Annotated in this window: 23 protein-coding genes and 1 pseudogene; 5 read left to right on the top strand and 19 right to left on the bottom strand. The window is 61.3% G+C overall.

Annotation, left to right across the window (positions count from 1 at the left end; genetic code table 11):
* Nucleotides 1-403: 403 nt before the first annotated feature.
* The 4 genes from AC24GY_RS25155 to AC24GY_RS25140 form a co-directional block, all read right to left on the bottom strand.
* Nucleotides 404-1,237, bottom strand: coding sequence for a hypothetical protein (locus AC24GY_RS25155; RefSeq protein WP_487688607.1), 834 nt, complete (start codon nt 1,235-1,237; stop codon nt 404-406).
* Between the two features lie 30 nt (nt 1,238-1,267).
* Nucleotides 1,268-1,630, bottom strand: a complete 363-nt coding sequence (locus AC24GY_RS25150; RefSeq protein ID WP_422321852.1) for a hypothetical protein — start codon at nt 1,628-1,630, stop codon at nt 1,268-1,270.
* Nucleotides 1,631-1,699: 69 nt separating this feature from the next.
* On the bottom strand, nt 1,700-1,915 hold the full coding sequence (locus AC24GY_RS25145) for a hypothetical protein (RefSeq protein ID WP_487688603.1): 216 nt from the start codon (nt 1,913-1,915) through the stop codon (nt 1,700-1,702).
* 43 nt (nt 1,916-1,958) lie between these two features.
* Entirely contained in the window at nt 1,959-2,396 is a 438-nt protein-coding gene (locus AC24GY_RS25140) for an HIT family protein (RefSeq protein ID WP_422321853.1), read from the bottom strand.
* Between the two features lie 220 nt (nt 2,397-2,616).
* Here AC24GY_RS25140 and AC24GY_RS25135 point away from each other — a divergent pair, with 220 nt between their 5' ends.
* Nucleotides 2,617-2,748 carry a hypothetical protein gene (locus AC24GY_RS25135; protein WP_487688600.1) on the top strand — a complete coding sequence of 44 codons (132 nt, stop codon included), beginning with the start codon at nt 2,617-2,619 and terminating at the stop codon, nt 2,746-2,748.
* 39 nt (nt 2,749-2,787) lie between these two features.
* Here AC24GY_RS25135 and AC24GY_RS25130 read toward each other — a convergent pair whose 3' ends face one another.
* Both AC24GY_RS25130 and AC24GY_RS25125 read right to left on the bottom strand, forming a co-directional pair.
* Entirely contained in the window at nt 2,788-2,976 is a 189-nt protein-coding gene (locus AC24GY_RS25130) for a hypothetical protein (protein WP_487688598.1), read from the bottom strand.
* A 184-nt stretch (nt 2,977-3,160) separates the two neighbouring features.
* Nucleotides 3,161-3,826: a hypothetical protein gene (locus AC24GY_RS25125; RefSeq protein ID WP_487688595.1), complete on the bottom strand. Its 666-nt coding sequence runs from the start codon at nt 3,824-3,826 to the stop codon at nt 3,161-3,163.
* A gap of 309 nt (nt 3,827-4,135) precedes the next feature.
* On the opposite strand from AC24GY_RS25125, the gene AC24GY_RS25120 reads away from it, so the two are divergent.
* Nucleotides 4,136-6,913 (top strand): leucine-rich repeat domain-containing protein, encoded by a 2,778-nt coding sequence (locus tag AC24GY_RS25120; RefSeq protein ID WP_487688592.1) that lies wholly within the window; start codon nt 4,136-4,138, stop codon nt 6,911-6,913.
* A 124-nt stretch (nt 6,914-7,037) separates the two neighbouring features.
* On the opposite strand, the gene AC24GY_RS25115 is transcribed toward AC24GY_RS25120, so the two are convergent.
* The 7 genes from AC24GY_RS25115 to AC24GY_RS25085 form a co-directional block, all read right to left on the bottom strand.
* A complete protein-coding gene (locus AC24GY_RS25115; protein ID WP_487688590.1) occupies nt 7,038-7,727 on the bottom strand; it encodes a P-loop NTPase family protein in 690 nt (229 codons plus the stop codon).
* Between the two features lie 702 nt (nt 7,728-8,429).
* On the bottom strand, nt 8,430-9,770 hold the full coding sequence (locus tag AC24GY_RS25110) for a helix-turn-helix domain-containing protein (protein ID WP_487688587.1): 1,341 nt from the start codon (nt 9,768-9,770) through the stop codon (nt 8,430-8,432).
* Nucleotides 9,771-10,216: 446 nt separating this feature from the next.
* A complete protein-coding gene (locus tag AC24GY_RS25105; RefSeq protein WP_487688585.1) occupies nt 10,217-10,597 on the bottom strand; it encodes a hypothetical protein in 381 nt (126 codons plus the stop codon).
* 695 nt (nt 10,598-11,292) lie between these two features.
* Nucleotides 11,293-11,700, bottom strand: coding sequence for a hypothetical protein (locus AC24GY_RS25100; protein WP_487688582.1), 408 nt, complete (start codon nt 11,698-11,700; stop codon nt 11,293-11,295).
* A gap of 698 nt (nt 11,701-12,398) precedes the next feature.
* A complete protein-coding gene (locus tag AC24GY_RS25095) occupies nt 12,399-12,653 on the bottom strand; it encodes a hypothetical protein (protein ID WP_487688580.1) in 255 nt (84 codons plus the stop codon).
* The gene (locus tag AC24GY_RS25090; RefSeq protein ID WP_487688577.1) at nt 12,650-12,883 is read right to left on the bottom strand and encodes a hypothetical protein; all 234 of its coding nucleotides are present in this window, start codon (nt 12,881-12,883) and stop codon (nt 12,650-12,652) included. Before AC24GY_RS25090 ends, AC24GY_RS25095 begins: the two co-directional genes overlap by 4 nt.
* Complete coding sequence (locus tag AC24GY_RS25085) at nt 12,880-13,953, bottom strand: hypothetical protein (RefSeq protein WP_487688574.1); 1,074 nt, start codon at nt 13,951-13,953, stop codon at nt 12,880-12,882. Before AC24GY_RS25085 ends, AC24GY_RS25090 begins: the two co-directional genes overlap by 4 nt.
* 144 nt (nt 13,954-14,097) lie before the next feature.
* On the opposite strand from AC24GY_RS25085, the gene AC24GY_RS25080 reads away from it, so the two are divergent.
* Complete coding sequence (locus tag AC24GY_RS25080; RefSeq protein ID WP_487688571.1) at nt 14,098-14,298, top strand: hypothetical protein; 201 nt, start codon at nt 14,098-14,100, stop codon at nt 14,296-14,298.
* Between the two features lie 596 nt (nt 14,299-14,894).
* Here the strand turns inward: AC24GY_RS25080 and AC24GY_RS25075 are convergent.
* Nucleotides 14,895-15,269, bottom strand: coding sequence for a hypothetical protein (locus AC24GY_RS25075; RefSeq protein ID WP_487688568.1), 375 nt, complete (start codon nt 15,267-15,269; stop codon nt 14,895-14,897).
* A gap of 72 nt (nt 15,270-15,341) precedes the next feature.
* Here AC24GY_RS25075 and AC24GY_RS25070 point away from each other — a divergent pair, with 72 nt between their 5' ends.
* Nucleotides 15,342-15,623, top strand: a complete 282-nt coding sequence (locus tag AC24GY_RS25070) for a hypothetical protein (protein WP_461528324.1) — start codon at nt 15,342-15,344, stop codon at nt 15,621-15,623.
* A gap of 206 nt (nt 15,624-15,829) precedes the next feature.
* Here the strand turns inward: AC24GY_RS25070 and AC24GY_RS25065 are convergent.
* From AC24GY_RS25065 to AC24GY_RS25050, 4 genes and pseudogenes are all read right to left on the bottom strand, one after another.
* Nucleotides 15,830-16,309 (bottom strand): annotated as a pseudogene (locus tag AC24GY_RS25065) (putative polyvalent protein kinase domain-containing protein); the annotation flags it as partial.
* A gap of 792 nt (nt 16,310-17,101) precedes the next feature.
* Nucleotides 17,102-19,888 (bottom strand): TPR end-of-group domain-containing protein, encoded by a 2,787-nt coding sequence (locus AC24GY_RS25060; protein ID WP_487688750.1) that lies wholly within the window; start codon nt 19,886-19,888, stop codon nt 17,102-17,104.
* A 56-nt stretch (nt 19,889-19,944) separates the two neighbouring features.
* Nucleotides 19,945-20,742 carry a hypothetical protein gene (locus AC24GY_RS25055; RefSeq protein WP_487688565.1) on the bottom strand — a complete coding sequence of 266 codons (798 nt, stop codon included), beginning with the start codon at nt 20,740-20,742 and terminating at the stop codon, nt 19,945-19,947.
* On the bottom strand, nt 20,739-21,548 hold the full coding sequence (locus AC24GY_RS25050) for a hypothetical protein (protein ID WP_487688563.1): 810 nt from the start codon (nt 21,546-21,548) through the stop codon (nt 20,739-20,741). Before AC24GY_RS25050 ends, AC24GY_RS25055 begins: the two co-directional genes overlap by 4 nt.
* Before the next feature lie 136 nt (nt 21,549-21,684).
* On the opposite strand from AC24GY_RS25050, the gene AC24GY_RS25045 reads away from it, so the two are divergent.
* Nucleotides 21,685-22,611, top strand: a complete 927-nt coding sequence (locus AC24GY_RS25045) for a restriction endonuclease (protein WP_487688561.1) — start codon at nt 21,685-21,687, stop codon at nt 22,609-22,611.
* Between the two features lie 244 nt (nt 22,612-22,855).
* On the opposite strand, the gene AC24GY_RS25040 is transcribed toward AC24GY_RS25045, so the two are convergent.
* On the bottom strand, nt 22,856-23,740 hold the full coding sequence (locus tag AC24GY_RS25040) for a glycosyl hydrolase 108 family protein (RefSeq protein ID WP_487688558.1): 885 nt from the start codon (nt 23,738-23,740) through the stop codon (nt 22,856-22,858).
* Nucleotides 23,741-23,813: the final 73 nt, after the last annotated feature.

Below are 23,813 nucleotides of genomic sequence, written 5' to 3'. Positions count from 1 at the left end.
GTTCGGCTCTGAAGGAGAGACTTTGTTTTCAGTTGGAGACTTCAAGGCAAATCGGGCAGCCGATGCTTGCATGCCCGCCATACGTAGGATGGGTGTGGCGGCAGCCCGCCCGTCCATCAGCGTTCCGCAAACATCGGGGCGTGCGAACACCCCCGTGGTCGGACGGTTTGGCGGAGGGAGTTGTGGAGCGAAGAAGCGGTTGCGACGCCAAACACATCCAACCTACGACCGGAGCGCCACGCTACCCGTACAAACCTGCTCAGACCCGTTTTCAATAGCTCGTGGTATAAAACCCCACCGCCCCGGGCGCACAAAACAAGGCGCAAAACAAGGCGCAGAAAATGACGATGATGAGGGCCATGGCCGCTAATGACCCGACGGCAGGCGATTCGATCGAGTGAAACTACTTCGCATACGTGAAATCAGCAGGTCCGCCGCCCACATCATAAAGGCGCTGCACCAGCAGCGGCACCGCCTTCCTGCTGTAGGTCACGGTGTGCAGCTTCTTCCCCAGCCAGAACGAAAGATGCAGCCCTTCGGCAAACGGCACACCCGGCGTGCTGGCCGGGAGGTCCGGCAGCAGCTCCTTCGCTACCACCATCTGGTAGTGGCTCATCTCGCGCGTCTTCGCATTCTGCTCCGCCCAGTCAAACGCATCCCGCACGGTGTAAACCTTCGACTCCTGAAGCTGGATCTGCATGATCATCCCCACATCGGCTAAATCCCGCACAAACCAAAGGCAGCGAATCTCATTTTCAGGGCACTTGGAAAGGTAGCTCGTGAAGTGTTCACGGCATTGCCTGGCTTGTTCCGCGTTCATCTCGTCTGCGGCGAGTTGCGCAGGGGTGGGCAACGGCGGGCTCCCGTTCGTGCCCCCCTTGCTTCCGGCACTCCGCGCCATCCAGGCCCCGTGCTCGGCACCCGTCTGCTCATGGATCAGTTGCTTCGGAACCGGCTGCATCCTCTGAATCCCCGTGCACTTCCCAGCGGCAAAACTCACGATGACATTTTCGCCTGCGGGAGTGAGCACCCAGTACGACACCCGCTCCTTCTGCTGTTCCTTCCTGGCATAGAGCCCGTGCTTTTCCACCTGAGTCTTGAGCTCATCCTCAGACATCTTCAGCGACAGCCCGCGCAGCTCCGGGATGCCGCTCAGAAAATCCAGCCCGCCCTCCAGCCCCAGGCATGCCACAGACAAAAGCACCCCAAGGAGTGCCGATAGCAGAAATGTTTTCATGGTGTGTGGTTTCGAAAGATTGGCGCAGGCTCAGACTGTCCAGCAAACGGACAGCAGGTGGCCCGCCGCAGAGCATGTGGCCATGGGACAGGCATCATAGCCTTCGATTTCAAGGCTGGGTTCGAAGAACAGCTCCACATCACCCGAGGATTCAAAGCGCACTTCGTACAGCTCCAGCTCCTCAGGCAGGTCCGACTTGCAGAAGCCCTCGGGAGGCTCAAGCCTCTGAAGCACTTCCTTGGTCAGCGCTGGCAGCAGCGGCAGAAAGAGCGCCAGAAGCCGCTGCTGCTCCTCCGTGGGGCGCTCGGAGCGGCCACAAATCTGAACCTCACCTGCGCCAAAGGGCAGCCGATGTCTCCACATAGGGGCGGTGGGGAGGTGTTCGGAGTTCATGGGCGAAGATCGGCGTCGGGAACTTTTGCGCAACCCGATTGCATGTCGGCCTGCCCGTCACACATCGTTTCATCGCATCATTCCCCTCACCAGCCGCCGCCACCGTGAAGGCCGCTCCGCCGCCGTGGTCAGCGTGTGGAAATCCTCCGCCTGAAGCACCACCTGCAGGCGCGTGGCAAAGCACCACGGCCTCCAGCGCATCACCCTGCCGCGTGGCAGCGCAGCCTTCTCCACCCACGCGGGATCATCCAGATCGCACAGGAAATGCCCCGGATCTTCCGTCACCTCGGCAGCGTCTTGCCCGGCCTTGAGTTTCTTCCGGGGTCGTTCACGGATGCTCGGATGGATCAGCCGTGAGGGCCTCGCGAAGCTGCAAGCCGATGGAGCGCAAAACAGCGGGGTCTGCTGCCATGCCGTAGCGCCGCCATCCAAACTGATCGCCAGTAAAACGCGGAATCACATGCACATGCACGTGTGGCACTTCCTGCCCGGCGCCCACGCCATCTGCCAGCGACAAAGTGATGCCGGCACAGCCGGGCAGGGTGTCGCGCAAAACCCCGGCGGCACGCTGCGCGGTCTTCATCACTGCGGCGATCTCCCCGCCAGTCAGGTCCGTCAATGAAGAGGCGTGTCGTCTGGGGATGACCAGGGTGTGTCCGGAGTTCACAGGGTTCAGGTCGAGGAAGGCAACGGTCGCCGAATCCTCAAGGATCCGGACCGCTTCAGTCTCGCATGCCGCGATGCGGCAGAAAGGGCAGCTCTCCATGGTTCAATGATTTTCTCCGGTGATACTCCTCGCACGATTCACAAATAGGGACTCCGCATCATGGCCTCACGCCCCGGATCACGCGTCTGCGTGGCGGAAAGCGCGGACAACACCACAGTTGCCCAGCGAGCCGCCGCCTGCATCCGTTTTGTTCCAGCGTGGTCCGTTTGCGGCGCCCGCCCTTCATTGCACCTGCCCGCAGGTGCAGGTGATCCTGGGCATGTCCGCAACTCTCACCCCCTTCGCCGCACAGTCACGTTTGAACTTCAAGTGCAACCCCTCCGCACCACTTTCAAACGCCGTGGAAACCGTGGCACGCAGCAGCGCCAGATCTCTGACAATCTGCGCCTAAGACTCGGGAGCCGGGTTCATGGGGTGGGGCATCGGGCGGTCACTTCGGCTCCAGTTGAACCCCGCCCACGGAATACTTCCGCAGCACCTCATTCCGTTCGTGCTCAAGCTCCTTCAGGATTGTCTCCCGCTGGCTGGAAGGCTTGCGCGCAGAAAACGCTTTGAACTCACGGTCAATCTTGGCGGTCAATTCCTCACCTCGGCGCTTGATGGCAAGTTCGTCAGGCATAAGTCTCATCATCACAGCAGCGTTCCAAACGCAGCCACCCATTCGGCGAAGTCTTTGGGGCAATCAAGCGTCCACATGCGGCTGTGCCGTTTCACGCCCTCCGGCGTCGCCACGCAGATTTCCACTCGCCGCAGCGAAGGGCGGGGACCACATCCACCTCCGCCTCCACCTTCAGCTCACGCGTTCACCTCGCCCCCTCCACGTGGGCTCTCACAGGCTTCAGCGTCCGCGCTGAAAAAGTCACCTGCGCCTTGGTCTTCACATGATTGGTCAAATGCAGCGTCATCTCCTCGCCCGCCAGCGTCACTTCATCGATGCTCACGTTCTTGATCTCGCCGGCATGGGTGGGATCGAAGAAGTCCAAACCCACGGCCTCCCTCAGAGTGAGGCATTCTTTGTAATCCAAAAACGAACGGCCCGACCACACCTCCACCGCCTGCAGTTCGTCCCTCGTCTTCGTGAAATCTTCCAGCGCCACCTTCCTTTCGTAAACTTCAATGCAGGTCGTGCTCCCCATGAACTCCTTCGGCAGGCCGATCACCCGGTCCTCCAGGCACACATAAAAGTGCGATGCCTCACCAAAGCACAAAATACCAGAGCGTGCCTCACGCCAGCACACAAAGAGATGCCCACTCGGCTCCCCGTCCGCCACCAGCCTCGCCCTCACCTCAGACCGCTGCCCCTCAAAGCTCGCCCGCCCCTCCTGCGTGATCCCCACCACCTTCACCGGTTTCCATTCACCGAATCGAATGTCCAACGCTTTGCCAGGAGCAGGCAGATCCGCCAGCACCAGCGCGCCCAAAAACAACCCGGCAAAAACCGCCAGCCCAAATCCCCAGGATCTCTTCATAACCCCGACCCTACCACCACCCCCGCGCCCGCGCAATCCCCGCCCCCGGCCACAGCACCCAGCCTAGCGCGGCAGTCCGTACTGGGAGCGCCGGTTTGCAACCGGCTCTGGAAAGCCCCGCCCCAAGACCACGCTCTTACCACTCCCGCCCTGCCTTCCGCAGCATTCGCCTCGACATTCCACATTCGCCCGTCACCTTCCGCCATGCCGATGCCCAAGATGACTCAAAAAGAACAGCAGGACTATGATGAGGCGCTGAAGAGGATTCAAGCCTGCCTTCAGAAAGGAAAAAGAGGCACCAGATTAAATTTGGGCGTTCTGGGCCTGACCTCTCTGCCGCCCGAGATCGGCCAGCTCACTGCTCTTACCGAGCTTGATCTCAGTCACAACCAGCTCAGCGCGCTTCCGCCGGAAATCGGTAAGTTCACCGCTCTCACCAAGCTTGATCTCCAAGCAAACCATCTCAGTTCGCTGCCGCCCGAGATCGGCCAGCTCACCGCTCTTACCTCTCTTTCTCTATACAGCAACGAGCTCAGCTCACTGCCGCCGGAGATCGGCCAGCTCACCGCTCTCACCTTCCTCGATCTCTATGGCAACCGGCTCACTGCGCTGCCGTCGGAGATCGGTCAGCTCACGGCTCTCATCGAGCTTTACATCGAGGACAACAAGCTCAGCTCGTTGCCGCCAGAAATCGGTCGACTATCTGCTCTCGCCAGTCTTTTTCTTCCCAATAATAAGCTCAAATCGCTGCCGGTGGAGATCGGCCAGCTCAAGAAGCTGACAGTTCTTTCCCTGAATGAAAATCAACTTACAGTTCTTCCCTCTGAGTTTGCCGGACTTGAAAACTTGGAAGGACTTTGGCTGGGAGCCAATCGCCTTACCTACTTGCCTGGGTTCATAGGCTCGTTGAGAAAGCTCAGGAAGCTATCGCTCGCAAAGAACCAGCTCGCCAGACTGCCCCACGAGATGCGGCAGCTCAAGAGTTTGAAGGAGTTGTACCTTCATGACAATCCGCGGCTAAACCTGTCCCCAGAAGTGCTGGGACCACGAAAATCGGAGGTCGATGAAAATAAGAAAACGCCAGCCAATCCGCAGACAATCCTGGCCTACTACTTCGGCAGCCGGGCGAAAAACAGCCAGCCGCTGAACGAGGTGAAGCTGATCCTGGTAGGACGTGGAGGCGCGGGCAAGACGAGCACCGTGCGCGCCTTGAAAGGTGAGCCCTTTGACAAGGATGAGAAGAGCACGCCGGGCATCGCCCTGTGCGACTGGCCCATGGGCAACTGCAAGGGCGGGTCGGTGACGGCGCATGTGTGGGACTTTGCCGGGCAGGTGATTACGCATTCGCTGCACCAGTTCTTTTTCAGCGTGCGCAGCGTGTATGTGCTGGTGCTCAGCGGCCGGGAAAACAATGAACGGGAAGACGCGGAATACTGGCTGCGGCTGATCCGCGCCTTTGGCACGGACAAAGAGACTGGCAAGGGACCACCCGTGGTCGTGGTCCTGAACCAATGGGATGTGCCCGGCTGCCGCCCCAAGGTGGATCGCCTGGCGCTCCAGGAGCGCTATCCCTTCATCGCCGGTTTTGTGGAGATGGACTGCCAGACCCAAAAGGGCGTGGCCAAGCTGAAAAAGGCCCTGTGCCAAGAGGTGAGCAAACTCAAGTGGATACGCGAGCCCTTCCAGCCCGAGTGGGTGGCCGTGCGCAAGGCGCTGTCTGCCGGGCGGCGGAAGCGCGCGCACCTGTCCTACGCGGAGTATCGTGCGCTCTGCACCAGTCACGGCGTCACGGATTCCGGGGAACAGGATTCGCTCTCAGAAATCCTGCACAACCTGGGCGCAGCACTGAACTACCGCAACGACCCCCGCCTGCGCGAGGCCACGGTGCTGCAACCGCTCTGGCTGACCAAGAACGTTTACGGTCTGGTGCGCCGTGCCGAAAAACAATCCGGCGTGCTCAAGCAGGCGGATGTGGACGCAGTGCTGGCCCAGGAAAAGGACGTGAAGATGCGGGAGTATCTGGTGGAGATCATGAAGCGCTTTGAGATCGCCTACGTGCCGCGCAGCTCCGGCAGCGGTATGTGGCTGGTGCCGCAGGCCCTGCCCATCGGCCAGCCCAAAGGCGTGGAAAGCTTTGCCAAGGCGGCGGAAGCCACCCACCTCCGCTACACCTATGAAGCGCTGCCGGAAGGACTGGTGGCACGCGCCATCGTGCGCCTGCATGAATTCATCGAAGAAGTGAACGGCAAGCCGCAGCAATGGGCCAGCGGGGCGGTGCTCGCGCGTGAGGGTGCCCGCGCACTGCTGCGTGCGGAGACGCCGCTGCAGGTGATGATCACCGTCACCGGACCGGCCAAGGCGCGGCAGCAACTGGCCGGACTCTGCCAGACGGAGATGCGAGACATCAATGCCGAGATTCCGGGCCTAAACCCCGAGGAAGAAACGAGGGTGCAAGGAGCCTGGGTGTCCACCGCCATCCTGTCTGCCGATGAGCGCAACCGCAAACAGACCGGTGTGCCCGTGCCAAGCCAGGGCACCGTGATGATCGACCCCAAGGGGCCGAACGATGAGTTCTCCACACTCCCTGCACGGCAGGAGGAGATCTGGAAGCCCACCGCCTTCATCTCCTACTCCAAGAAGAACCTCGCCCAGCGCAAGCGGCTGGATTTGGAACTCAAGATCCTGCACAACGAAGGCCTGCTGAAACGCCACTGGCACGACCGCATGATCGACCCCGGGGACGAGTGGGATGAAACGATCCAGCGCGAGCTGCGCGAGGCCGATGTGATCATCATCCTGGCCAGCACCGCCGCGCTGGCGACGGACTACATCACCCAGCACGAAATCCCCAAGGCACTGGAGCTGCATAAAAAGGGAGAAACCATCGTCGTGCCCGTCGTTCTTGAATCCTGCCGCTGGGAAAAAACCGCCTTGGGCACCTTGAATGCGCTGCCTGAAAAAGCCAAGGCTCTGAACAAATGGAAGCCCGCCGCAGACGGCTGGCACTCCGTCGCCAACGGACTGGCCCGAGTGCTGGAAAAACTGATGAAGCACGGTCAGAAACGCCCCGCGCACACCTCCCCATAGGTGGAGACTCGTCCTCAGCATGGCATTGAAAAGCCAAATTCAACCGATTCCTAAAAATGGGGTCAGTGTGCAAATTCTTGACAAAATATGGGAGGCTGATGCACCCCATAGGCCTGCATCACCCTCACCGATCCCAAAAATCCGGCACCTCCTGCGGCACTTCGACCATCCAGCTGCCATCGCGCTTCAGGCGCGACGCAATGCGCCCGTCGATTTGTTGTTCGATCTCGCGGCGGTAGAGGTTCGCATCCAGCAGGGTCCATTTGCCGGAGCGGAGCTGGAGGAGCTCGGCGATGCGGTTGCGGGTGACGGCACCGGCGCCTTTGTCCAGGGCGGCGCCGCTGCCGATGTCCTCGATGTAGATGACATCGTACTTCGCGTAGTCGCGGGCGGCGCGGAAGTCCTCCAGGTCCACGGCGGGGATGAGGTGGGCGATTTGCGGGCCGCGATGGCCGGTGGGGGTGGGGATCTTCCAGTGGCCGCGTGCGGCGGCGGACTGCAGGCAGGCGAGGGCTTGCTTCAAAATGTGCGTCTTGCCCACGCCGGAGGGGCCCAGCAGGGAGACCCAGCGGCGGGGTTGCTCGCGGCGGATCACGGCGCTGCAAAAGGCCTGCACCGACGGCAGAACCTCGCGCAGCCCGGGGTGATACACCTCAAACCGCCACGGCCACGCGGCCACGTGCGGGTGGAGGTGCAGCTCTGCGGAGCCGGGCGCGGAGTCAGGGGAAAGATCAAGATCCGCCAGCAGACCCTGCTGGCGGTCCGGGGCTGCTGCTGCCCCGTGCAGCACGCGGGAGATGGATTGAGGCTTCATGGTTTGAGAAGGGATCGAGTGTGGTAGGAAATGATGGGATGTGGTGTCAAGACGTCAGCGCCTCCGTGTATCCAGGCACGTATTGTAGTACCGGCTTGAGCCGGTTCTGGAATGCGCGGAGCGATGATCCGCGAAGGCGCTCCCAGATTCCGCCTAAAGGCGGTACTCCAATACGTGCGCTGGGTGGCGGGCAGGTGCTGGGCGGCGAGACTGCGCTGGTGCGAGCAGCGTTTGGCAGCGCCAATGCCTCCGTGTATCCAGGGCTGTTCCGTAGTGCCGCGTTTGCTTCGCGGCTTCGCAGCAGCCGGTTCTGGAATGCGCGGCGCGGCGATCCGCGAAGGCGCTCCCAGATTCCGCCTAAAGGCGGTACTACAATACGTGCGCTGGGTGGCACGTGCGTGCTGGGTGGCGCGGTGTTTTCCAAGACGGATTGCCGGAGAGCGAGCGTGGAGACGCTCGACGGCGCTTGGAGGACCAAGAGCCCTGCCTCGCGCCGGGCGTTCGCATGCCCAGGGCAGGTGGGGCGGGCTGTCCTCAGCCCGCCGCCGTCGACGTGTCCTTTGTAGCTTTAGCGAAGAAGGAAGCCCACGGTCCTCGAGCAAGAAACAGCTCGCCATGCGGACATGAGTCTGCGAACCGCGATGAACTTGCGGGAAGGCGGATGCGCTGCATGCCAGCGGCCGGGAGGCGGTGAAGGCGGCTTCACGCATACCGGCCGGGGGCGTTGGCGCTGTCGCTGCGCACGGGAGTTGGACTGGGGCGGTTGTGGCCATGGGCATGGGATTTGGATGGGTGAGGGGTGGAGTTTTGAAAATGCAGGCCCTGCCAGCGGGCGTGGATGGCGGCATCCACCTGGGCGGCCACGGCGGACCAGCCATGGGTGGCGGCGTGGCGCTCGCACAGGCGCAGGGCGGCCTCGGCGGCATCGAGCGTCCAGGCCACGGCCTCGGAGGAGATGCGCGCCTCCGTGGCGCGGCGGGTGCGGTAGTCGCGGTAGCGCGTCCACGATTCCGCAAACTCGGGCGGAGCGTGCAGCGGGGCGCTCACCGCATTGGCCCTTCGGGCCTGCTGGCGGTGCCAGTCCCGCCAGTCCTCACGGCGGGTTTTCAGGTTTTGCGGCGGCGGCTCCACCGCAGCCGCCGGGGCAGCAGGTGCTGCCATCTCGGAGAGGGAGTCAGTCCGGGGCGGCCTGCCGCCCGTACTTCCGGTTCCTTCCGATACCTTCCGGTTTATGTGAACCTCCCTCACAGGTGGCCGTGAGCCAGGTTCACAGGTTTGCGCAGCAGGTTCACTTGAGGCGCTGCCATGGCTGTGAAGCGCGTTCACAGGCGGCAGTGAACCACGTTCACAGGGTGCGGCAGCAGGTTCACAGGTGGAGCGGTCGTGGCTGTGAAGGACGTTCACAGGGGGCTGTGAAGCACGTTCACAAGGAGCGGCAGCTGGTTCACAGGTGGTGTGCTCTAGGCTGTGAAGGACGTTCATAGGTGGCTGTGAACCATGCTCACAAGTAGTGGCGGCACGTGCATGGGTGGCGCGCCCTTGGTTGTGAACCACGTTCACAGGGTGCGTCGCAGCCTGTTCACCGCCCGCAAACGTGGCGGCCATCATGGGCGGCGGCGGTGGTGTCGGTGCTGCCGAAGCTGCAATAGATGCAGCGGGTGAAATCGCATGCGCTGCCGAGGGTGAAACCGAGCGAGCGGCAACTGCTGAAGACGCCGATGCAGCACCAGTAGGCACTCCGGCAGGCGATCCTGCTGAAGACGCCGATGCAGAATTTGCGGCATCAAATCCCTGCGGGGTGATCTGGTAGCTCGTGCGCCAGCCGTTGCGACTGTCGAACTGCAGCACGCGGGCGTCGCGCAGCGCCTGCAGCGCCGTGGCCACTGCGCGGTTGGACAGGCCGGTGATCTGCATGATGTGCGCGTAGGAGGGATCGCACCGTTCCGTGTCGCCATTGTGGCAGTCGGCCAGGCAAAACAGCACCAGCTTCTGCGTGGGCGTCACGCGCAGGCGTTTGATGCTTTCGATCATGCGAACGCTCATGGGAAGGGGATGGGTAGGGGGAAGTGGGAGAACATGGTGGATTCTGGCATCAGGGGTGGGTCAGGCGGCGGAATGACGAATGCGGAATGCGGAATGCGGAATGCGGTGCGAGGCTGCGAGGCTGCGAGGTGGAGAGGTGGAGAGGTGGAGAGGTGGAGAGGTGGAGAGGTGGAGAGGTGGAGAGGTGGAGAGGTGGCGTTTCCGCGTGCAGGCGGGTGGCTTGGGCCCGTGGCGGGAGATTCGCGGCGCATGCGGTTGGTTTGAGCCATGGGCGAAATGGGCATCAGAGGTCGAACAGACTCGATGTGGCCTGTCCGCCATCTCCGCAGAGCGCGGTGCACCATTGCCGCAGTGCACGGGAGCACCCTGCAGGCCCCGGTTTCCCAGTCCCTTTTTGCCACTTTTTTGCGCCTCTTTGCGGCCATCCCTGTTCGGATCGCATGTCTTCATGGCGGCTTGGGGCGCGGGGTGGATTTGCGGCGCAGGCGGGTCTCTTCCTGGCGCTTGCGGCTGTTGTCGCGATTGCGCTCGCTGATGTCATGCAGCCGCTGGCGCAGGGCCGCGCCGTGCAGTCCGGCGCACTCTTTGTAGCGGTCAAGCTTGCCGCGCTTCAGCAGGGCAAAGTTCAGCTTCTTGATGTGCACGTCGTGCCCCGGCACATCCAGCCAGGTGATGCCCCGCCACTCCGCGCCCGTGGGTGCAAAGCTGCCGTCGTGATCCGGCAGCACGATCACCTTTCGAACCGCCGTGGAAGCCGCCTGCGTGGCAGAGGCCGTGGTCGTGGTGTCGGAGCTGGTGTCGTTGGGATTCGGGGGCTTGGAGTTCATGCGGCTTGAGGAGACGATCAGCGGGGGGAGGTGGAGTGGTGGAGTGAGTGCGCGGTCAGTGGTGGTTTGGGATTCGTCCTCGTTCTCCTACTCGTCCTCGATCCTGCCGCGTCGCTGGGGCTTGAATGACGAATGACGAATGACGAATGACGAATGACGAATGACGCGCACGAGCATCGAGCATCGCGAAGCTCCCGCTGCGGCGGAGTCCGGAGACCACGTATTGTAGTTCCGCCTTTAGGCGGTTCGGGTTCCGGCTGCGAGCGGTGTGGGCCGCGCGTTCCAGAACCGCCTAAAGGCGGAACTACGGAACAGCGCTGGGTGGCACGGTGCCGCAGCTCCCTGACAAGACGAAGGTCCATCCTCCAGGCAAGCCGCAACGCTCCGACAGGCGAGACGCCTTTTCTACGAGCAAGCCGCAGTACTCCCACAAGCGGGACGCCTTTGCTCCGTGCAGGCGGTGCCGCGCTGCGGATCATTGGTGTTCTGCTTGTCTTGGGAAAGCGTGCCTCCTGCCCGCGCCACACCGAGGCCGGAGGCCCCGGACAGCTGACGGGCGGGACGCCTGTCCTACGTGGGGGCGGCGCACGGCCAGCGGCGGCTGCGGCGTGGCCTCCGCCTTCGCATGCATTGGGCGCTCTCATCTGGCAAAACATGGTAGAAAAAGAAAGAAGATACCAGCCAATGACCCAGCCTCACGCGGCGCGGGCGCTGCGGAGGTCCGCCGCATCCATGCGGGCGATCACGCGGCGCGTGCTCTCGCTGAGCTCCGCGCCGAAGCGCTCCTGCACATAGGCCTCCGCCTCGTCCCACAGGCCGGGGGCCAGGTGCTCGCTCACGGACTGACCGCGAACGAGGATGTCATTGAGGCTGTCGTCGGAGTGATCCAGCTCCAATGGGAAATGACCCGGCCAGGGGGCCAGCTCGCCGGCCACATCGCCCTTGAACTTGGGATTGCGCACGGTGTCCAGCGCGGCGTGCACCTTGTCCGTCTGCTCCTGCAGCGCGCAGGCCAGCCGGTGCAGCTCCGTGGCCAGCGGATTGCTGCCGTGACCGTCCGGTTTGATCACGTGGAGAAGGACGTCGATGTCGTGTGTTTTCATGGTGGTGTCAGTGTTCAGTGAGTTGGCTCTGGGATTCGTCCTTGATCATGGCGTACTGCAGGCACGAAGCGGGTGCGGAGCGGTGTCGATGGACAGGATTAACAGGATGGCAGAATTTCAGGATGACTGCTGGGGTGGCACCGAGCGAAGCGAGATAGACAAACGAAGTGAGCCCGCAGGGTGAGCGCAGCGAATCAATGCTGGAGTGCTGGAAGGTGCGGCGTCGGGCATCGCGAAGCTCCCATCGCGGCGAAGTTCTGAGAGCACCTTTTGTAGTACCGCCTTTAGGCGGTTCTGGATCTGGTAGCGGTCCGTTTGCGGCCTGCGCCCCAGAGCCGCCTAAAGGCGGTACTACGGAACAGCGCTGGGTGGCACGGCCCCGCAGCTCCTTGACGGGCCTCCCGCCCATCCTCTGCGCAGGCCGCAGAGCAACAAACCGCCCGCCCATCCTCTGCGCAAACCACAGAGCAACAAACCGCCGGCCCAGCTTCCGCGCAAACCGCAGAGCGACGGGCGGCGCGCCCATCCCCCGCAGGGGTGCCGCGATGGACGCAGCGTTTGGATTTGGACATTCATTCGTCATTCGGATTTCCCTCACTAGTCATTGCCCGCCAGCTCAGTCATGGCCCACGCATGCTTCCCCCGTCGCTAGACGGTAGAAGATAGCACAAAATGGTATGTATAAAAACGCTTTTAGATCACCAGCCCGGCGGGTCCGCTGCGCCCAGCCAGCCTAGCACGGCGCCCAGGAGGAGGAGAAGCACGAGCAGCTCCGCGAGTCCGCGCAGGAAGTCCGGGTGCACCGCCCCGCGGCGATACTGGCGGAAGGCCACGCGGCGGTGGCCGTTCCGACGAAGTCGGGTGATCTCCAGGTGGTTCTGCCAGGCGCGCCAGCCCAGGGCCAGCAGCGCCGCGGCCAGCAGCACGATCATCAAAGAAACGGCGTAGGTCATGAGCAGTGGCGGGCGAGGAGATTGCGGATGCTTTTGGCGGCATTGCGGCGCTGCACGGGCAGCACCTCGCGCTGCTCGATGAGGAAGTCCGCCATGCTGCCCGCCGTGTGGCCTTTCTCCGCCATGGCCATGAAGAGCGGCAGCAGCGGGCGGAAGCGCCCCGGCCGCTGCGGTGGCAGCGCCTGCGCGGACTTTTGCAGCAGCTCCGGGAGCGAGTGCTTTGACATCATTGCGGCATCCTCCGTGCTGCGTTTCGGGGTTCGTGCGCCGCTGGGTCTCGTGGCGCGGTGCGGGGCAGGGGGCTTGGCTTGGGGTGCAGGCATGGTGGTGGTGGGTGGTTCGGGTTCAGGCTCGTGTTCGTGTTCGCAGTTGGATTCGTCTTCGTCTTCGTGTTTGGGTTCGGCATGGGCATTGGCATGGGCATTGGCATGGGGTTCGTTTGAAAAAAGCTCGCGTCATCGTTGCGGCGGGCGTCGTCCCCGACTTCTTCGCCGTCCTCTTCACCGTCTTCCTCGCCGTCCTCGTCTCCATTGCCCTCTTCATCGCCTCCGCCAGGCCGGGTGTAGAAAGCAGACCGCACGGGGAGAGACTGGCCAGTGGCTGGCCACAAGGCGGACGTGGCACACATCACGCCGATCCCCACCGGCTTGCCCATTTCCACGTCCACACCAGCCACTGGCACATTCTCACATCCGCGCAGCGCCGCCCCGTGGGGCACCGCCTCGGTCATTGCCGCCGCCGCACCGGCCAGCCTCGCATCGGCCATCGGCAGCGGATTCAAACCCTTGCCCGCGACTGCCAGCGGATTCTGCGTGGTATTTGCTACCAGCTGCGGATACAGCGCGACATTGGCTGCGAGCTGCGGATTCACTTTTGCCATCGCCACCGCTGGTGAATTCAGCGCGCCATTCACCCCTGGCTGCGGATTTCCCCCGGCGCTGGCATCCGCAGCGGCATTCGGCTGCGGATTCGCCGGAGATCCCGGCTTCGCTCCCGCGTTTAGCGCGGCCAGGGCGCGGGGCACCGCCCGCAGCGGCTGCTTTTCGGCCACCGGCGCTGGCTTCACCGAGGGCTGCCAGGGTTTCGCCGCAGCCGCCTTCGCCATTCCCGCCGCGTGATTCAGCGGCTCGTGCTGCGGCGGGGGCAGCGTGCCCGGGCCTTCCGGCACCTGCAGCTCGCCCCGCAGCGCGCGGTCAAAAAGGTGCCGGCACTGGCCAGCCAGCGTGCGATTGTTCGCCGCCGCCAGGGCCACCAGCCGCCCGTACGTGTCATCGTTGATGTATGCTCCTGCTAGTTTCATTGCTGTTCCTTGCTGCGGGTGATAATCACCCATTCTGCACGGGTGATAATCACCCGTCAAATTAAAATCTGTTGAATTAAACCATGGGTGGGTGATTCTAGGTGTTAATCACCCTCGACTCGTTTTTCCCTGTTTTTCATAAGTATGCCGAACCAAAGACAAATCGGAACCAAGCTGGCAGGCGCCTACATCAGTGCCGAGAAAGACGAAGCTCTCGCCCGGCTCGCCGTGCAGAAAGGCTACACCAGCAAGGCCGAGTACATCCGCGCCCTGTACGAAGCCGCCCTCAGCGAGGCTACGCAAAGCCCCACGAAGGCCCGCAGCGCGGCAAAGCCGAAAAAGTGATCCGCCTGCGCCCCTCCCTCCCGTCCATCGCCGCACCCCGGCCCCCGGCCCCGCGCCGCGCGGAGGGCAAATAGGGCAGGGCAGCCCCGCAGCACGCCCAGGCAGCGCAGACCACGCCCGCCCAGCCCTTCGCCATGCGGCGATGGCCCCCGGCCCCGGGCGGCTCAGAGAGCGAGCAGGGAAGGGAAGAGGCCATGGCAGAAACTGAGGAAGCCGCGCCCGCAGGGCAGTCCCTATGCCAGCGCCCGGCCCCGCGCCCATCTGCACAGCCGGCAGCACCCACCCACGGCCTGTGCGGAGACACGTCGGCGAACCCGTCAGCGCGCACCTCAGCAGCGGAAGACAACCCCTCAAAGAGCACCCCAGCCGCCATGCCGCGCACGCGCTGCCCTTCAGAGAGCCCGCCGCGCACAGCCGCATCGGCCCGGCGCCTGAGCAGCTCCTGGCATGGATGGTGGAGATGCCTCTCCTTCATCTGCCTAGGTCGAAAACTGCCAGAAGTCAGCATCTTTGAAATAGAAGAGGGTAAAATTGTCTTCATATGAGCATGGTGAAAAGTAAAATGCTGGCGTCAATCCATCTAAAATATCATAGATTTATACGAAGATACGATAAGAAAAAAGTGTGAATAAATACCCAAGAAACCGCCCCAACATCCGTGAAAGCCTCCCGCGACCGCGCCCCCGTGCCGCCCGGAGCGCCGGAGTCAAAACCGGGCTAAAAAAAGATTCAGTCGAACCTGCCAAAAAGAAAAAATATGCCACACGCCCGCAGAATATTTTATCGTGCCCGATTCCACCTCTTAAGTGCGGCAGAATGCCCCGCCCCATCTTGCCCGCCGAATTGCCGCCCAGGCCCGCCGCCGCATCCCGCTGCGGCTCCGACCACCCGGCACCCCCGCCATTTCCCTTCGCTGCCCGCCGGGCCACGCCGAAAGTTTCGCCCGCGCCGAATGTATAAAAGCTGTTCATGCGAACAAAATGCCGCTTAAAACCGCATGACGCAACACCGTGCCTGTATTACAACCAATGTGAATAACTCCTATGGCCGCCTCCAGAACCAAAACCTTCCGTCTCAGTCATTCCCTTGCCGATGCTCTCGAACTCAGGGCCAATGAATTAGGGTATAAAAGCGCCACCGCCCTCGTCGAAGCCCTCGCCCGCTACGACTGCCTCTGCCGCTCCCGCCACGGCGTGACCAAGCAATGGGCCGCCCTCACCCCCGTCCAGCAAGACGACCTCGACGCTCGCCTCCTGGCCCGTGTACTGAAGCAGCAAGGCATGACCGCGACCGAGGCCGCGAAGGTGGATTGGCGGATGTTGTAGCCATAGAGACTCGTCGCGCTTTCCCAGCGTCAAACGATTGTCCATCAAGGTTCGAATCCTTGCGGGGCAGATTTGCTCATCACCAGTGACCATTCTGCAGCTTTGTGCGCGGTCCTCTCCGTAAAACTCATTTTACCGAGGGAAAATACGGTTGCCCATCGTTTGAGTGCTCCCTCAGCAGGTCAAGATCACCAGAAAAGCCGGTCTCAGGTGGCAGGCTTGGCACCACAGCTCGCAGGCAGGCTCACAGAGCACACATCCCTCCCTGCGGGCGGCTCATCCCCCAGCACATCGATGCCAGGGTGCAGAATCTGCAGGTCGATAGGCATCATCACCAGCTCCTCATCCACGATAAAATTCCCCGAATGCGCATCCGCGATCTCGCACTTAGACAGCGGGTGCCGCCACTTCAGGTGTCCGCTTTTCACGAAGCCCTGCGCCGTGAACCACTCTGCCACCTCAGCATCCGTGGGATTCCGTCCCACAATGAACGGCTGAGTGATCACCATCATCGCCAGCCCCTCCAGCTCAAGAACACCCGCCAGCTGGATGTCGTCATCAAACAGCAGGTTGGCCCACTGGATGTTGCGCAGGTAGTCCTGCAAATCGCCCCGCAGCCCGAAGCACGGCGCATTCTTCGTCACCTTGATCACCCGTCCCTCTTCGCGGCGAAACATCACCAGATGTTCCGTGCCACCCTCGTACCGTTACAGATGCGAGGTCAGCCGTTCGAACTCAGCCGAGTCAAGGAGCCACCCCGTTTCTCGGGCCCACGATAATAGGGATTGGGACTGGAAACCGAACCATTCCGCCGCATCTGTGCGTGCGCCTGTTCCTGCGTCAAGGTCTCGGCAGCGACGCGCGAACTCCGCAACCGCCGCTGCAGCATCTGCCCGCGAGCGGCCACTTTGATTCCTGATGGGGTGATGATCTCCTCGCTGGTCATGGGCATCCAAGGGTGGGATTCAGTTCGGGTGTCGGGTTCGGGGTAAGCAACTTCAACTTTACAGTCTGTTTGAGTCCTTTCGAGTCCTTTTCTGGCCTTGTTTGGCTTATCCAGACGTTCCGACGAGCCGAACCGTCAAAAAAGCCCATGCAAGCGGTCATTTCTCCCGCGACCGGTTGCATGGCGTCCCCCTCACCCTATGGCACGTCCCATGCTCGCTTGAAAAACAGCAAGCATGATTGACACCCGCCAGGCGTACATTGTCAAACGAGACTCTTCCGACTCCGCCCTTGAATGACCATCCACTCGACCCATACGAATTCGACTTCCGCACCGGTTGTCCCACCGCCATCACCGGAGACACCCTCTCTGTGGAGCAGCGGCGCATTTGCAGTCGGATCAACGGTTAACGAGCGCGTGGAATCCAGGAAACTCATCGAACAACTCCATCCCGGGAATCGGTTTCGCCTCATGTTTGGCAAGCCACTGTTGCCGCAGAGACAGGATATTTCAGTTACAACACAGTTCGCCCTCAGCCCGCCAGACCATCCCGAAGCGCCTGAAAGCGCGGGTCATTCCGAATGAGGTTAAAATCGGTGTCTTCATCCAGCTTGGCTTTGCTGGCTTCAGGATCAGAGGTCTTCCATTTTTCGAGCGCCGTTACGGCTTCTTCCACCTTGCCGCGCAGCGCGGCGATGCATCCAAGATTGTAAAGCGCTGATCGGTCATCTGGCTGAATGAGCACCAACTTTTCAAACTTCTCACCAGCCTGGACAAACAAGGCATCAGCCTCTGCTCCTTGTTTGGTTTTGGCCCACTGCAAAAGGGCATTGCCCCAAGTGCGAAGGGTTACAAAATTGTTCGTTTGGGAAGCTATCGCCAGATGGAACTTCTCACCAGCTTGGGCAAACAAGGTGTCAGCCTCCTTGTTTTTTGGGATTTTAGCCCAGTTCAAAAGAGATACGCCCCAGTTGTGAAGCGTTACATGGTCGTTCGGTAGGATCGCTGCCGCCTGCTGGAACTTTCCTCCAGCTTGGGCAAATAATTCGCCAGCCTCCACCCCTGATTTGGTATTTGCCAAAGTTAAGAGGGCTGTGCCCCAGTTATAAAGCGTTGCATGGTTATTTGGTTGAGAAGATGCCGCCTTCTGGAACTTCTCACAGGCTTGGACATACAATGCTTCAGCCTCGTGGGACTTTTTGGTTTTGGCCCAATCAGTGAGGGTTGAGCCCCAGTTGTGAAGCGCCTCATGCCTCCTTGGTTGAATGGTTTCTGCCTGCTGATACTTCTCACAAGCTTGGGCAAACAAGGTTTCAGCCTCCGCCCCCTGTTTTGTATTTGCCCAATGCGAGAGAGCTGTGCCCCAGTTATGAAGCGTATCGTAGTCCCTCGGCTGAATAGCCTCAGCCAGCTGGTACTTCTCACAAGTCTGGGTAAACAAGGTTTCAGCCTCTTTCCCTTCTTTGGTATTTGCCCACCCGTTGAGAGCGAGGCCCCAATTATAGAACGTGTCATGGTCCCTAGGCTGAATAGCAGCCGCCAACTGGTACTTTTCACAAGCTTGGGCAAACAAGGTTTCAGCCTCCGCCCCCTGTTTTGTATTTGCCCAATGCGAGAGAGCTGTGCCCCAGTTATGAAGCGTATCGTAGTCCCTCGGCTGAATGGCCGCCGCCTGCTGATACCTCTTACAAGCCAGCGCCAACAACGCGTCAGCCTCCACTCCGGCTTCCGTTTTGGCCCAATGTGAGAGGGCGAGGGCCCAATTATGAATTGTTACGTGGTTATTTGGCTGTATCGCCGCTGCCTGCTGGTACTTCTCACAAGCCTGGGCAAACAAAATGCACGCCTCCGCATCTACTTTGGAAACCGCCCACTGCGAGAGAGCGACGCCCCAGTTGCTAAATGCCTGATGGAACTGAGGACTTAGCGTTACAGCTTTCTGGTATTTGTCTTCTATGGCTTGGAAGTCCGCAGGATTCCCAGTTTTCCGGACGATCTCCGTATCCATGTCATCCGCCCAATCGAGCCATCGCTGGGCTGCCAGCTCATCCGTTGGTGCCAGATTGATCAGTAGCTGCCAGATTTTGGCCCGGGCTTCGGCTGGCAGATCAAGACGACTGATCATTAAAGGGAGCAGGCCAAAGTCATTCTGACCACCGGCGAGAGCGCTGCGGGCTAGACGCTTCAGCAGATCTTCTGCATCCGGTTTCTCCTCTTTCTTCTTGCTGGTGCGGGGGGCGAGCAGCCGAAGCATAGGTTCCGCCATGGGCTGCGCGGCTCCTGACACGGTGCTCGTGGATTTTGTTTCCCCCACGCTTGGACGGCTGGCCAGAAGACGTTGGATGGGGGCCATCAACTGCTGCACAGTGTCTCCCACCATGCTCATCAGCCGCTCTGCCAGTGTGGCGTATTCGAGGGCGAGGTACTCATCCGCATGATCGCGGACAAAGAGGGTCTCCATGAGTGCCATGTGCGGGTGGTAGGAGAGCTTCACAGGAGTCATGCCGAGCTGCTTCTCCAGCACCTTCATGCGCTCCTTTTTATACATCATCTCACCGCCGGGCACGGGAGAGGCCACTAGGAGGGTGGGCTTGGGGCCTAGAGTGGCAGGGCGCTGGCCGTCTTCGGCTGGGAGATCAGCATCATCAAAAGCCTCGGCATCGGCCGGGCGGACCTTGGGCTTCAGACCCACGACTTTCATGAATTGCCGGGTACCCTCGATGTTTTGATCATTGAGGCCGCAGAGCACGATGAGGCGATCAGACAGAGGGCCGATGCACAGGCCGCCGATCTCGCTGAGCCCCGTGCGGCTGTCCACCAGGATGTAGTCGTAGTGTGTGGGCTCAGGCGCTGCGCCTTCTTCCTGCCAAGGCTGCGGGAAGGGAAAGATGTGCTGGATGAGCAGGCCTCGCAGCAGGTCGCTGGCATCGCCGACTTGTTGGGCAGAAAGGCTGGACAACTCCAAGGCACTGAACCTTGCGGTGTAGTCCTGCTCCTGCTCCGCCCCCAGCACATCCAACCGTGCGCGCGGTGCCTTCGGGTGCACGGCGGTGGCGTACTCATCGGGGTCCACCGAGCGAAGGTAATCCTTCAACTGTAGATCTGGCAACTGCGACTCCGTCCCGGCGGATGATGCCTGCTTCACGGCGCCGACCACTGCCGCAAGCACGTCCACTACATCTCCCGTGCTCTCCCGGGGCAGCAGTTCTTCGGAGCGATGCAAAAAACCGCTGGCACCGGGAGCCTCCAGATCGAGATCAACGATCAGCACATGCCTTCCCCGCGCCTGCAGGTAGTAGGCCATGTTCAACAGCGCCATGCTGCGCCCCACGCCACCCTTGTAGCTGTAAAAAGTGAAGATGCGAGGTTGAAAGCTCATCTAAAGCCAGCGGTAACAGGGAGGAATGTCGCAGGGCGGACGGCAGTGGGAATGTGGTAACGCGTTCTTCTATTAATCGCGCCGTCCATGACCTGTGCACCTCGATCCCGGGCGATTATAGAAATGATGCAGTAGCCCTCGGCACGGTCTTGCAAATGAACTTGAACCGACTGTTCAGGTACAGCCTGTCTTCCCGGGGTCACCTCAACTCTACTGCGTTCCTGCATACGAGCCTGAACCAACCGGTCAAACTCAGCCGGTTTCACAATCTTCTCGGCCAGTTCCCGGGTGAACTCATAGTAGGACTGGTCTTCCAGCGCGAACTCCGTAAAGCCCCGGATGATGAGGGGATCCAGCTTTCCGGGATCGACTGACCGGGCCACGGCAGCGTGACGGGCGGCAGCCTCAAAGTCTTTCTCTGCCAGCTTCGCCTCGGCCAGGCTCAGGTGCTTCGCATACAGTTCTTCGAAGGCTTTTTTAACCTCCGCCTTGGGCGCATAGGACACCTTTCCCTCAGGACTGACCCAGAGATCGTGCTGAACCTTGGCCTGATAAGTCGTGGGTAGCTGCGTGAGTTTGCCTTTGGCGATGAACTCCTGAAACTCAGCTCTGTTTCCTTGGTGGGCCTTTAAGACCTCTGCTGCCAGAATCGTGAAAGGGGGAAAGAGGATCAAATCCTCCTCCGCACGCACGCGGAAAACCGGGGCCAGCACACGAGGAAGCGTCGGCGTCTCCAGCTTGCTGGCGTAGCCGATGATCTCCAAAGCATCGAGGTCAAACGTCTGTGTCGTCATTTGAGGAGTTTTTCCTGAATAAAGCTAATGCAGGCTTCGCGCAATGCACCAAAAGAATCTGCCCCCGGGTCGGGCTCAAACCGCTCGATCCTGACCCCGGCGCGGCGCAGGGGGGCCAGTTCACGCGGCTCAAACCCGTTGCGAACAAACACCGCATGCAGATGCGGGTGGCTGAGAGGCACCTGCCTGGGGATGCGCACCTCAAAGGTGGCTGCGCGCCAGTCCCCGCCGGTAATCCCAAAGGGATGCTCCCGCACGAATCCGCACTCACACTTAAACTCTTCTGGAGCCCGGAGATAAACCCCGCATGCACGTGCATAATCCGCGATCACCCGGCCCAGCAGATCCCGATAAGCTGAAACGGGCATTTCGTGAGCGCGCACGAAGCCGACCCTATTGCCTGCATAAGCCGACGGCGGGCTGACCTTGTTCACGAGCGCTCCGGAGTCGAAAGGAGTGGAGACACCGTCGGATTGATGATCTGCCTCAAGGGCAGGCAGGAAGAGAAGGCCGCACTCGGTGTCCGGGTAGGCAAACGCCCCGAGGTAGAAAAAGACGTCATCTGCCGTGTCTAGAGCCGCTTCCGCCACGCCCGGCGCGCGCCCTACAGCGGTCTGCGAGAGCAAGGCTCCTGACTGGAGAATCCTGACCATGGTGTCCTCACCCGCCGCATGGCTCAGCGGCAGCTTGTTTGCCATCGCCTTCGCGTCACCGGCCCTTGCAGCATCACACTCACAATGGGCGGAGTGCGCGCTGCATAGACGAGCGAGATTTTCTTGGCGCTGGGCGAGGTTGGCGACGGGCATGCGGCGGGAGTAGGGGCCGATGTTCGGCTGCGGAGTATGAGCGTCAAATCCATTTTGTAGGCGTCTAAAACCGTTTTCTTAAGTAAATTGGGCTTACCATTCCATCTGCCACTTTACTCGACGTGTTCGCGCATCCATGTCTCCCCCCATGCCCATCCCCACCTACCAAGAAATGATGCTGCCACTCCTGCGCGTGCTCGACGCCGCAGGGAAAGAGCTGCACCAAAAAGAATACAGCGCGCTCACGGCGGATGCGCTGGGGCTTTCGGAGGAGCAGCGGGAGGAGCGGTTGCCCAGTGGGATGCAGACGTATGTCTTCAATCGAGCAGGCTGGGCCGGGTGGTACATGCAGCAGGCGGGGCTGGTGGAGAAGCCGAAGAAGGGCCACCTGCGCATCACCGAGGAGGGAAGAAAACTCCTCGCCACGAATCCAGCGGCCATCGACAGCAAGGTGCTCTCGGCGTATCCGAGCTTTGTGGAAAAGATGACCAAAGCTCCCACCAGCGGGACATCACCAGAGCCCGTGCCGGTTTCACCCAGCTCACAAACCCCCACTGAACAGATCGAACAGGCCGAGCTCAAGCTCCGTGCGCAGCTTTCTTCCGATCTGCTGGACCTCATGTCGCGCATGGATCCCTACCGCTTTGAGCAGCTCGTGGTCGATCTCCTCTTTGCGATGGGCTATGGCGGCTCGCGGGCGGAGGCGGCGCAGGTCACGCAGAAGTCGAACGACGGCGGCATCGACGGCATCATCAGCGAGGACCGCCTCGGGCTGGACGTCATCTATGTGCAGGCCAAGCGCTGGCAGAGCACGGTGGGGCGGGAGCCGATCCAGAGTTTCGTGGGCGCGCTGGCGGGGAAGCATGCGACGAAGGGCGTCTTCATCACCACCAGCGACTTCCACAAAAACGCGCTCGATTACGCGAAGGGAGTCACGCACAAGATCATCCTCATCAACGGCCAGCGGCTGGCGGAGCTCATGATCGAGCATGGCGTCGGCGTGTCCACGGTGCGCACCATCGCGCTCAAGCGGGTGGACTCGGATTACTTTGAGGACGCGTGAGGGCCCGTTCTTCGCTCATTCTCCTTCCTCCTTCGCCTTGCGAGCTACGGAGGACACGTTGCTAAAGCTGCGGAGGACACGAGCTTCGAAGGGCAGGCTGAATGCGGGATGCTGGATGCTGGATGCTCGATGCTCGATGCTCGATGCTCGATGCTCGATTTTGAAATGAGTCGCTGCGGCGGGCGGGCGAATCCTGCTCGGTTTCGATTCTGCGGGTGCGCGGATGCTCTCCGGCAAATGAGCTTCAGTAAATGTCAAAGCGGGCGCGCAGCGCCGTGGTGCGGTTCAGCCAGCCTTTGAGGTATTTGGCGCGCTTGGGCTGCTGGGCCAGTCGCTTGTAGAACGCCTCCTGCAGGCCGATGAAGGTGTTGGCGTCTGCTTGAGAGGCGGCGCCAAACTGCCTGGCGCGGCCCAGGCCCATGTTCACGGCGCAGTTGAAAAACACCTCGGCATAGGGGCTGGGCATCCCGGTGCAGCCATCGGCCTTCCATTCCTCCCAGTAGATGGCCGTGGCCACCTCCTTGGTGAGGTTTTTGATGTCCACATTCGGATGGCTCCGTTTGTCGATGCCAAACTTCGTCTCCCCGCCCGGGTCATCCGGGTCGTTCTCATAGGTCTCGCCTTCCCACTGAAAGATGAACGGCATGAACTTTTTAAACTTTGCGCTGGAGTCCGCAGGCATCGGGGCCTTTTCATTCACCGCCTCCGGCTGCTCCTTGGCCGGAGTACGCGGCAGCACAGGCTCCGCTGCCGGCGGTGGTTTGCGCAGCAGCAGGATCTCCTTCGTGTCCGCACCGATCGCCACCTCCGCATAGCACAGCACATCATTGTTGATGAGGAGGCCTGTGGCAAAGGTCAGGAAGGCCTCCCGCGCCTGCGCCTTCCCCTGCGCGGTGGTCGCCGCATCAATGTCACTTTGGCGTGCGCCAGCGGGAACCTCCGCCGTGAACAAGTCGGGGAGGCTCGCGGCATCCATGGAGATGCGCGTCACCACCCGGTTCATCCGGTCATTTCCCAGGGCAATGGGGGCCAGGCTGAGCACCTCGTGGTTCAGATCCTCGCAGTCATTGAGTTCCGTGTCGAGTTCCGGCAGCGAGGCGGCAGGATTGAGTGGGGCGATGTCAGGCATAAGAGGGCAGTGTCAGGTGCAGGGTGGGAATGAAGAAACGAGGAAACTCGCACGCGGCATGGGGGAAGGGGGC

The organism is Prosthecobacter sp. Pr1 (assembly GCF_057652315.1).
Note: the sequence above shows the minus strand (reverse complement) of the source record. Positions and strands in the feature narration are given on the sequence as shown.

What these genes read in the sequence shown, in the direction of transcription:
- AC24GY_RS25110 (WP_487688587.1), bottom strand. Translation starts at nt 9,770, where the DNA reads ATGAGCGTTCGCATGATCGAAAGCATCAAACGCCTGCGCGTGACGCCC.
- AC24GY_RS25150 (WP_422321852.1), bottom strand. Translation starts at nt 1,630, where the DNA reads ATGAACTCCGAACACCTCCCCACCGCCCCTATGTGGAGACATCGGCTG.
- AC24GY_RS25105 (WP_487688585.1), bottom strand. Translation starts at nt 10,597, where the DNA reads ATGAACTCCAAGCCCCCGAATCCCAACGACACCAGCTCCGACACCACG.
- AC24GY_RS25040 (WP_487688558.1), bottom strand. Translation starts at nt 23,740, where the DNA reads ATGCCTGACATCGCCCCACTCAATCCTGCCGCCTCGCTGCCGGAACTC.
- AC24GY_RS25100 (WP_487688582.1), bottom strand. Translation starts at nt 11,700, where the DNA reads ATGAAAACACACGACATCGACGTCCTTCTCCACGTGATCAAACCGGAC.
- AC24GY_RS25115 (WP_487688590.1), bottom strand. Translation starts at nt 7,727, where the DNA reads ATGAAGCCTCAATCCATCTCCCGCGTGCTGCACGGGGCAGCAGCAGCC.
- AC24GY_RS25060 (WP_487688750.1), bottom strand. Translation starts at nt 19,888, where the DNA reads ATGGCGCTGTTGAACATGGCCTACTACCTGCAGGCGCGGGGAAGGCAT.
- AC24GY_RS25155 (WP_487688607.1), bottom strand. Translation starts at nt 1,237, where the DNA reads ATGAAAACATTTCTGCTATCGGCACTCCTTGGGGTGCTTTTGTCTGTG.
- AC24GY_RS25070 (WP_461528324.1), top strand. Translation starts at nt 15,342, where the DNA reads ATGGCCGCCTCCAGAACCAAAACCTTCCGTCTCAGTCATTCCCTTGCC.
- AC24GY_RS25045 (WP_487688561.1), top strand. Translation starts at nt 21,685, where the DNA reads ATGTCTCCCCCCATGCCCATCCCCACCTACCAAGAAATGATGCTGCCA.
- AC24GY_RS25130 (WP_487688598.1), bottom strand. Translation starts at nt 2,976, where the DNA reads ATGCCTGACGAACTTGCCATCAAGCGCCGAGGTGAGGAATTGACCGCC.
- AC24GY_RS25085 (WP_487688574.1), bottom strand. Translation starts at nt 13,953, where the DNA reads ATGAAACTAGCAGGAGCATACATCAACGATGACACGTACGGGCGGCTG.
- AC24GY_RS25125 (WP_487688595.1), bottom strand. Translation starts at nt 3,826, where the DNA reads ATGAAGAGATCCTGGGGATTTGGGCTGGCGGTTTTTGCCGGGTTGTTT.
- AC24GY_RS25075 (WP_487688568.1), bottom strand. Translation starts at nt 15,269, where the DNA reads ATGAACAGCTTTTATACATTCGGCGCGGGCGAAACTTTCGGCGTGGCC.
- AC24GY_RS25095 (WP_487688580.1), bottom strand. Translation starts at nt 12,653, where the DNA reads ATGACCTACGCCGTTTCTTTGATGATCGTGCTGCTGGCCGCGGCGCTG.
- AC24GY_RS25135 (WP_487688600.1), top strand. Translation starts at nt 2,617, where the DNA reads ATGTCCGCAACTCTCACCCCCTTCGCCGCACAGTCACGTTTGAACTTC.
- AC24GY_RS25090 (WP_487688577.1), bottom strand. Translation starts at nt 12,883, where the DNA reads ATGATGTCAAAGCACTCGCTCCCGGAGCTGCTGCAAAAGTCCGCGCAG.
- AC24GY_RS25050 (WP_487688563.1), bottom strand. Translation starts at nt 21,548, where the DNA reads ATGCCCGTCGCCAACCTCGCCCAGCGCCAAGAAAATCTCGCTCGTCTA.
- AC24GY_RS25140 (WP_422321853.1), bottom strand. Translation starts at nt 2,396, where the DNA reads ATGGAGAGCTGCCCTTTCTGCCGCATCGCGGCATGCGAGACTGAAGCG.
- AC24GY_RS25055 (WP_487688565.1), bottom strand. Translation starts at nt 20,742, where the DNA reads ATGACGACACAGACGTTTGACCTCGATGCTTTGGAGATCATCGGCTAC.
- AC24GY_RS25080 (WP_487688571.1), top strand. Translation starts at nt 14,098, where the DNA reads ATGCCGAACCAAAGACAAATCGGAACCAAGCTGGCAGGCGCCTACATC.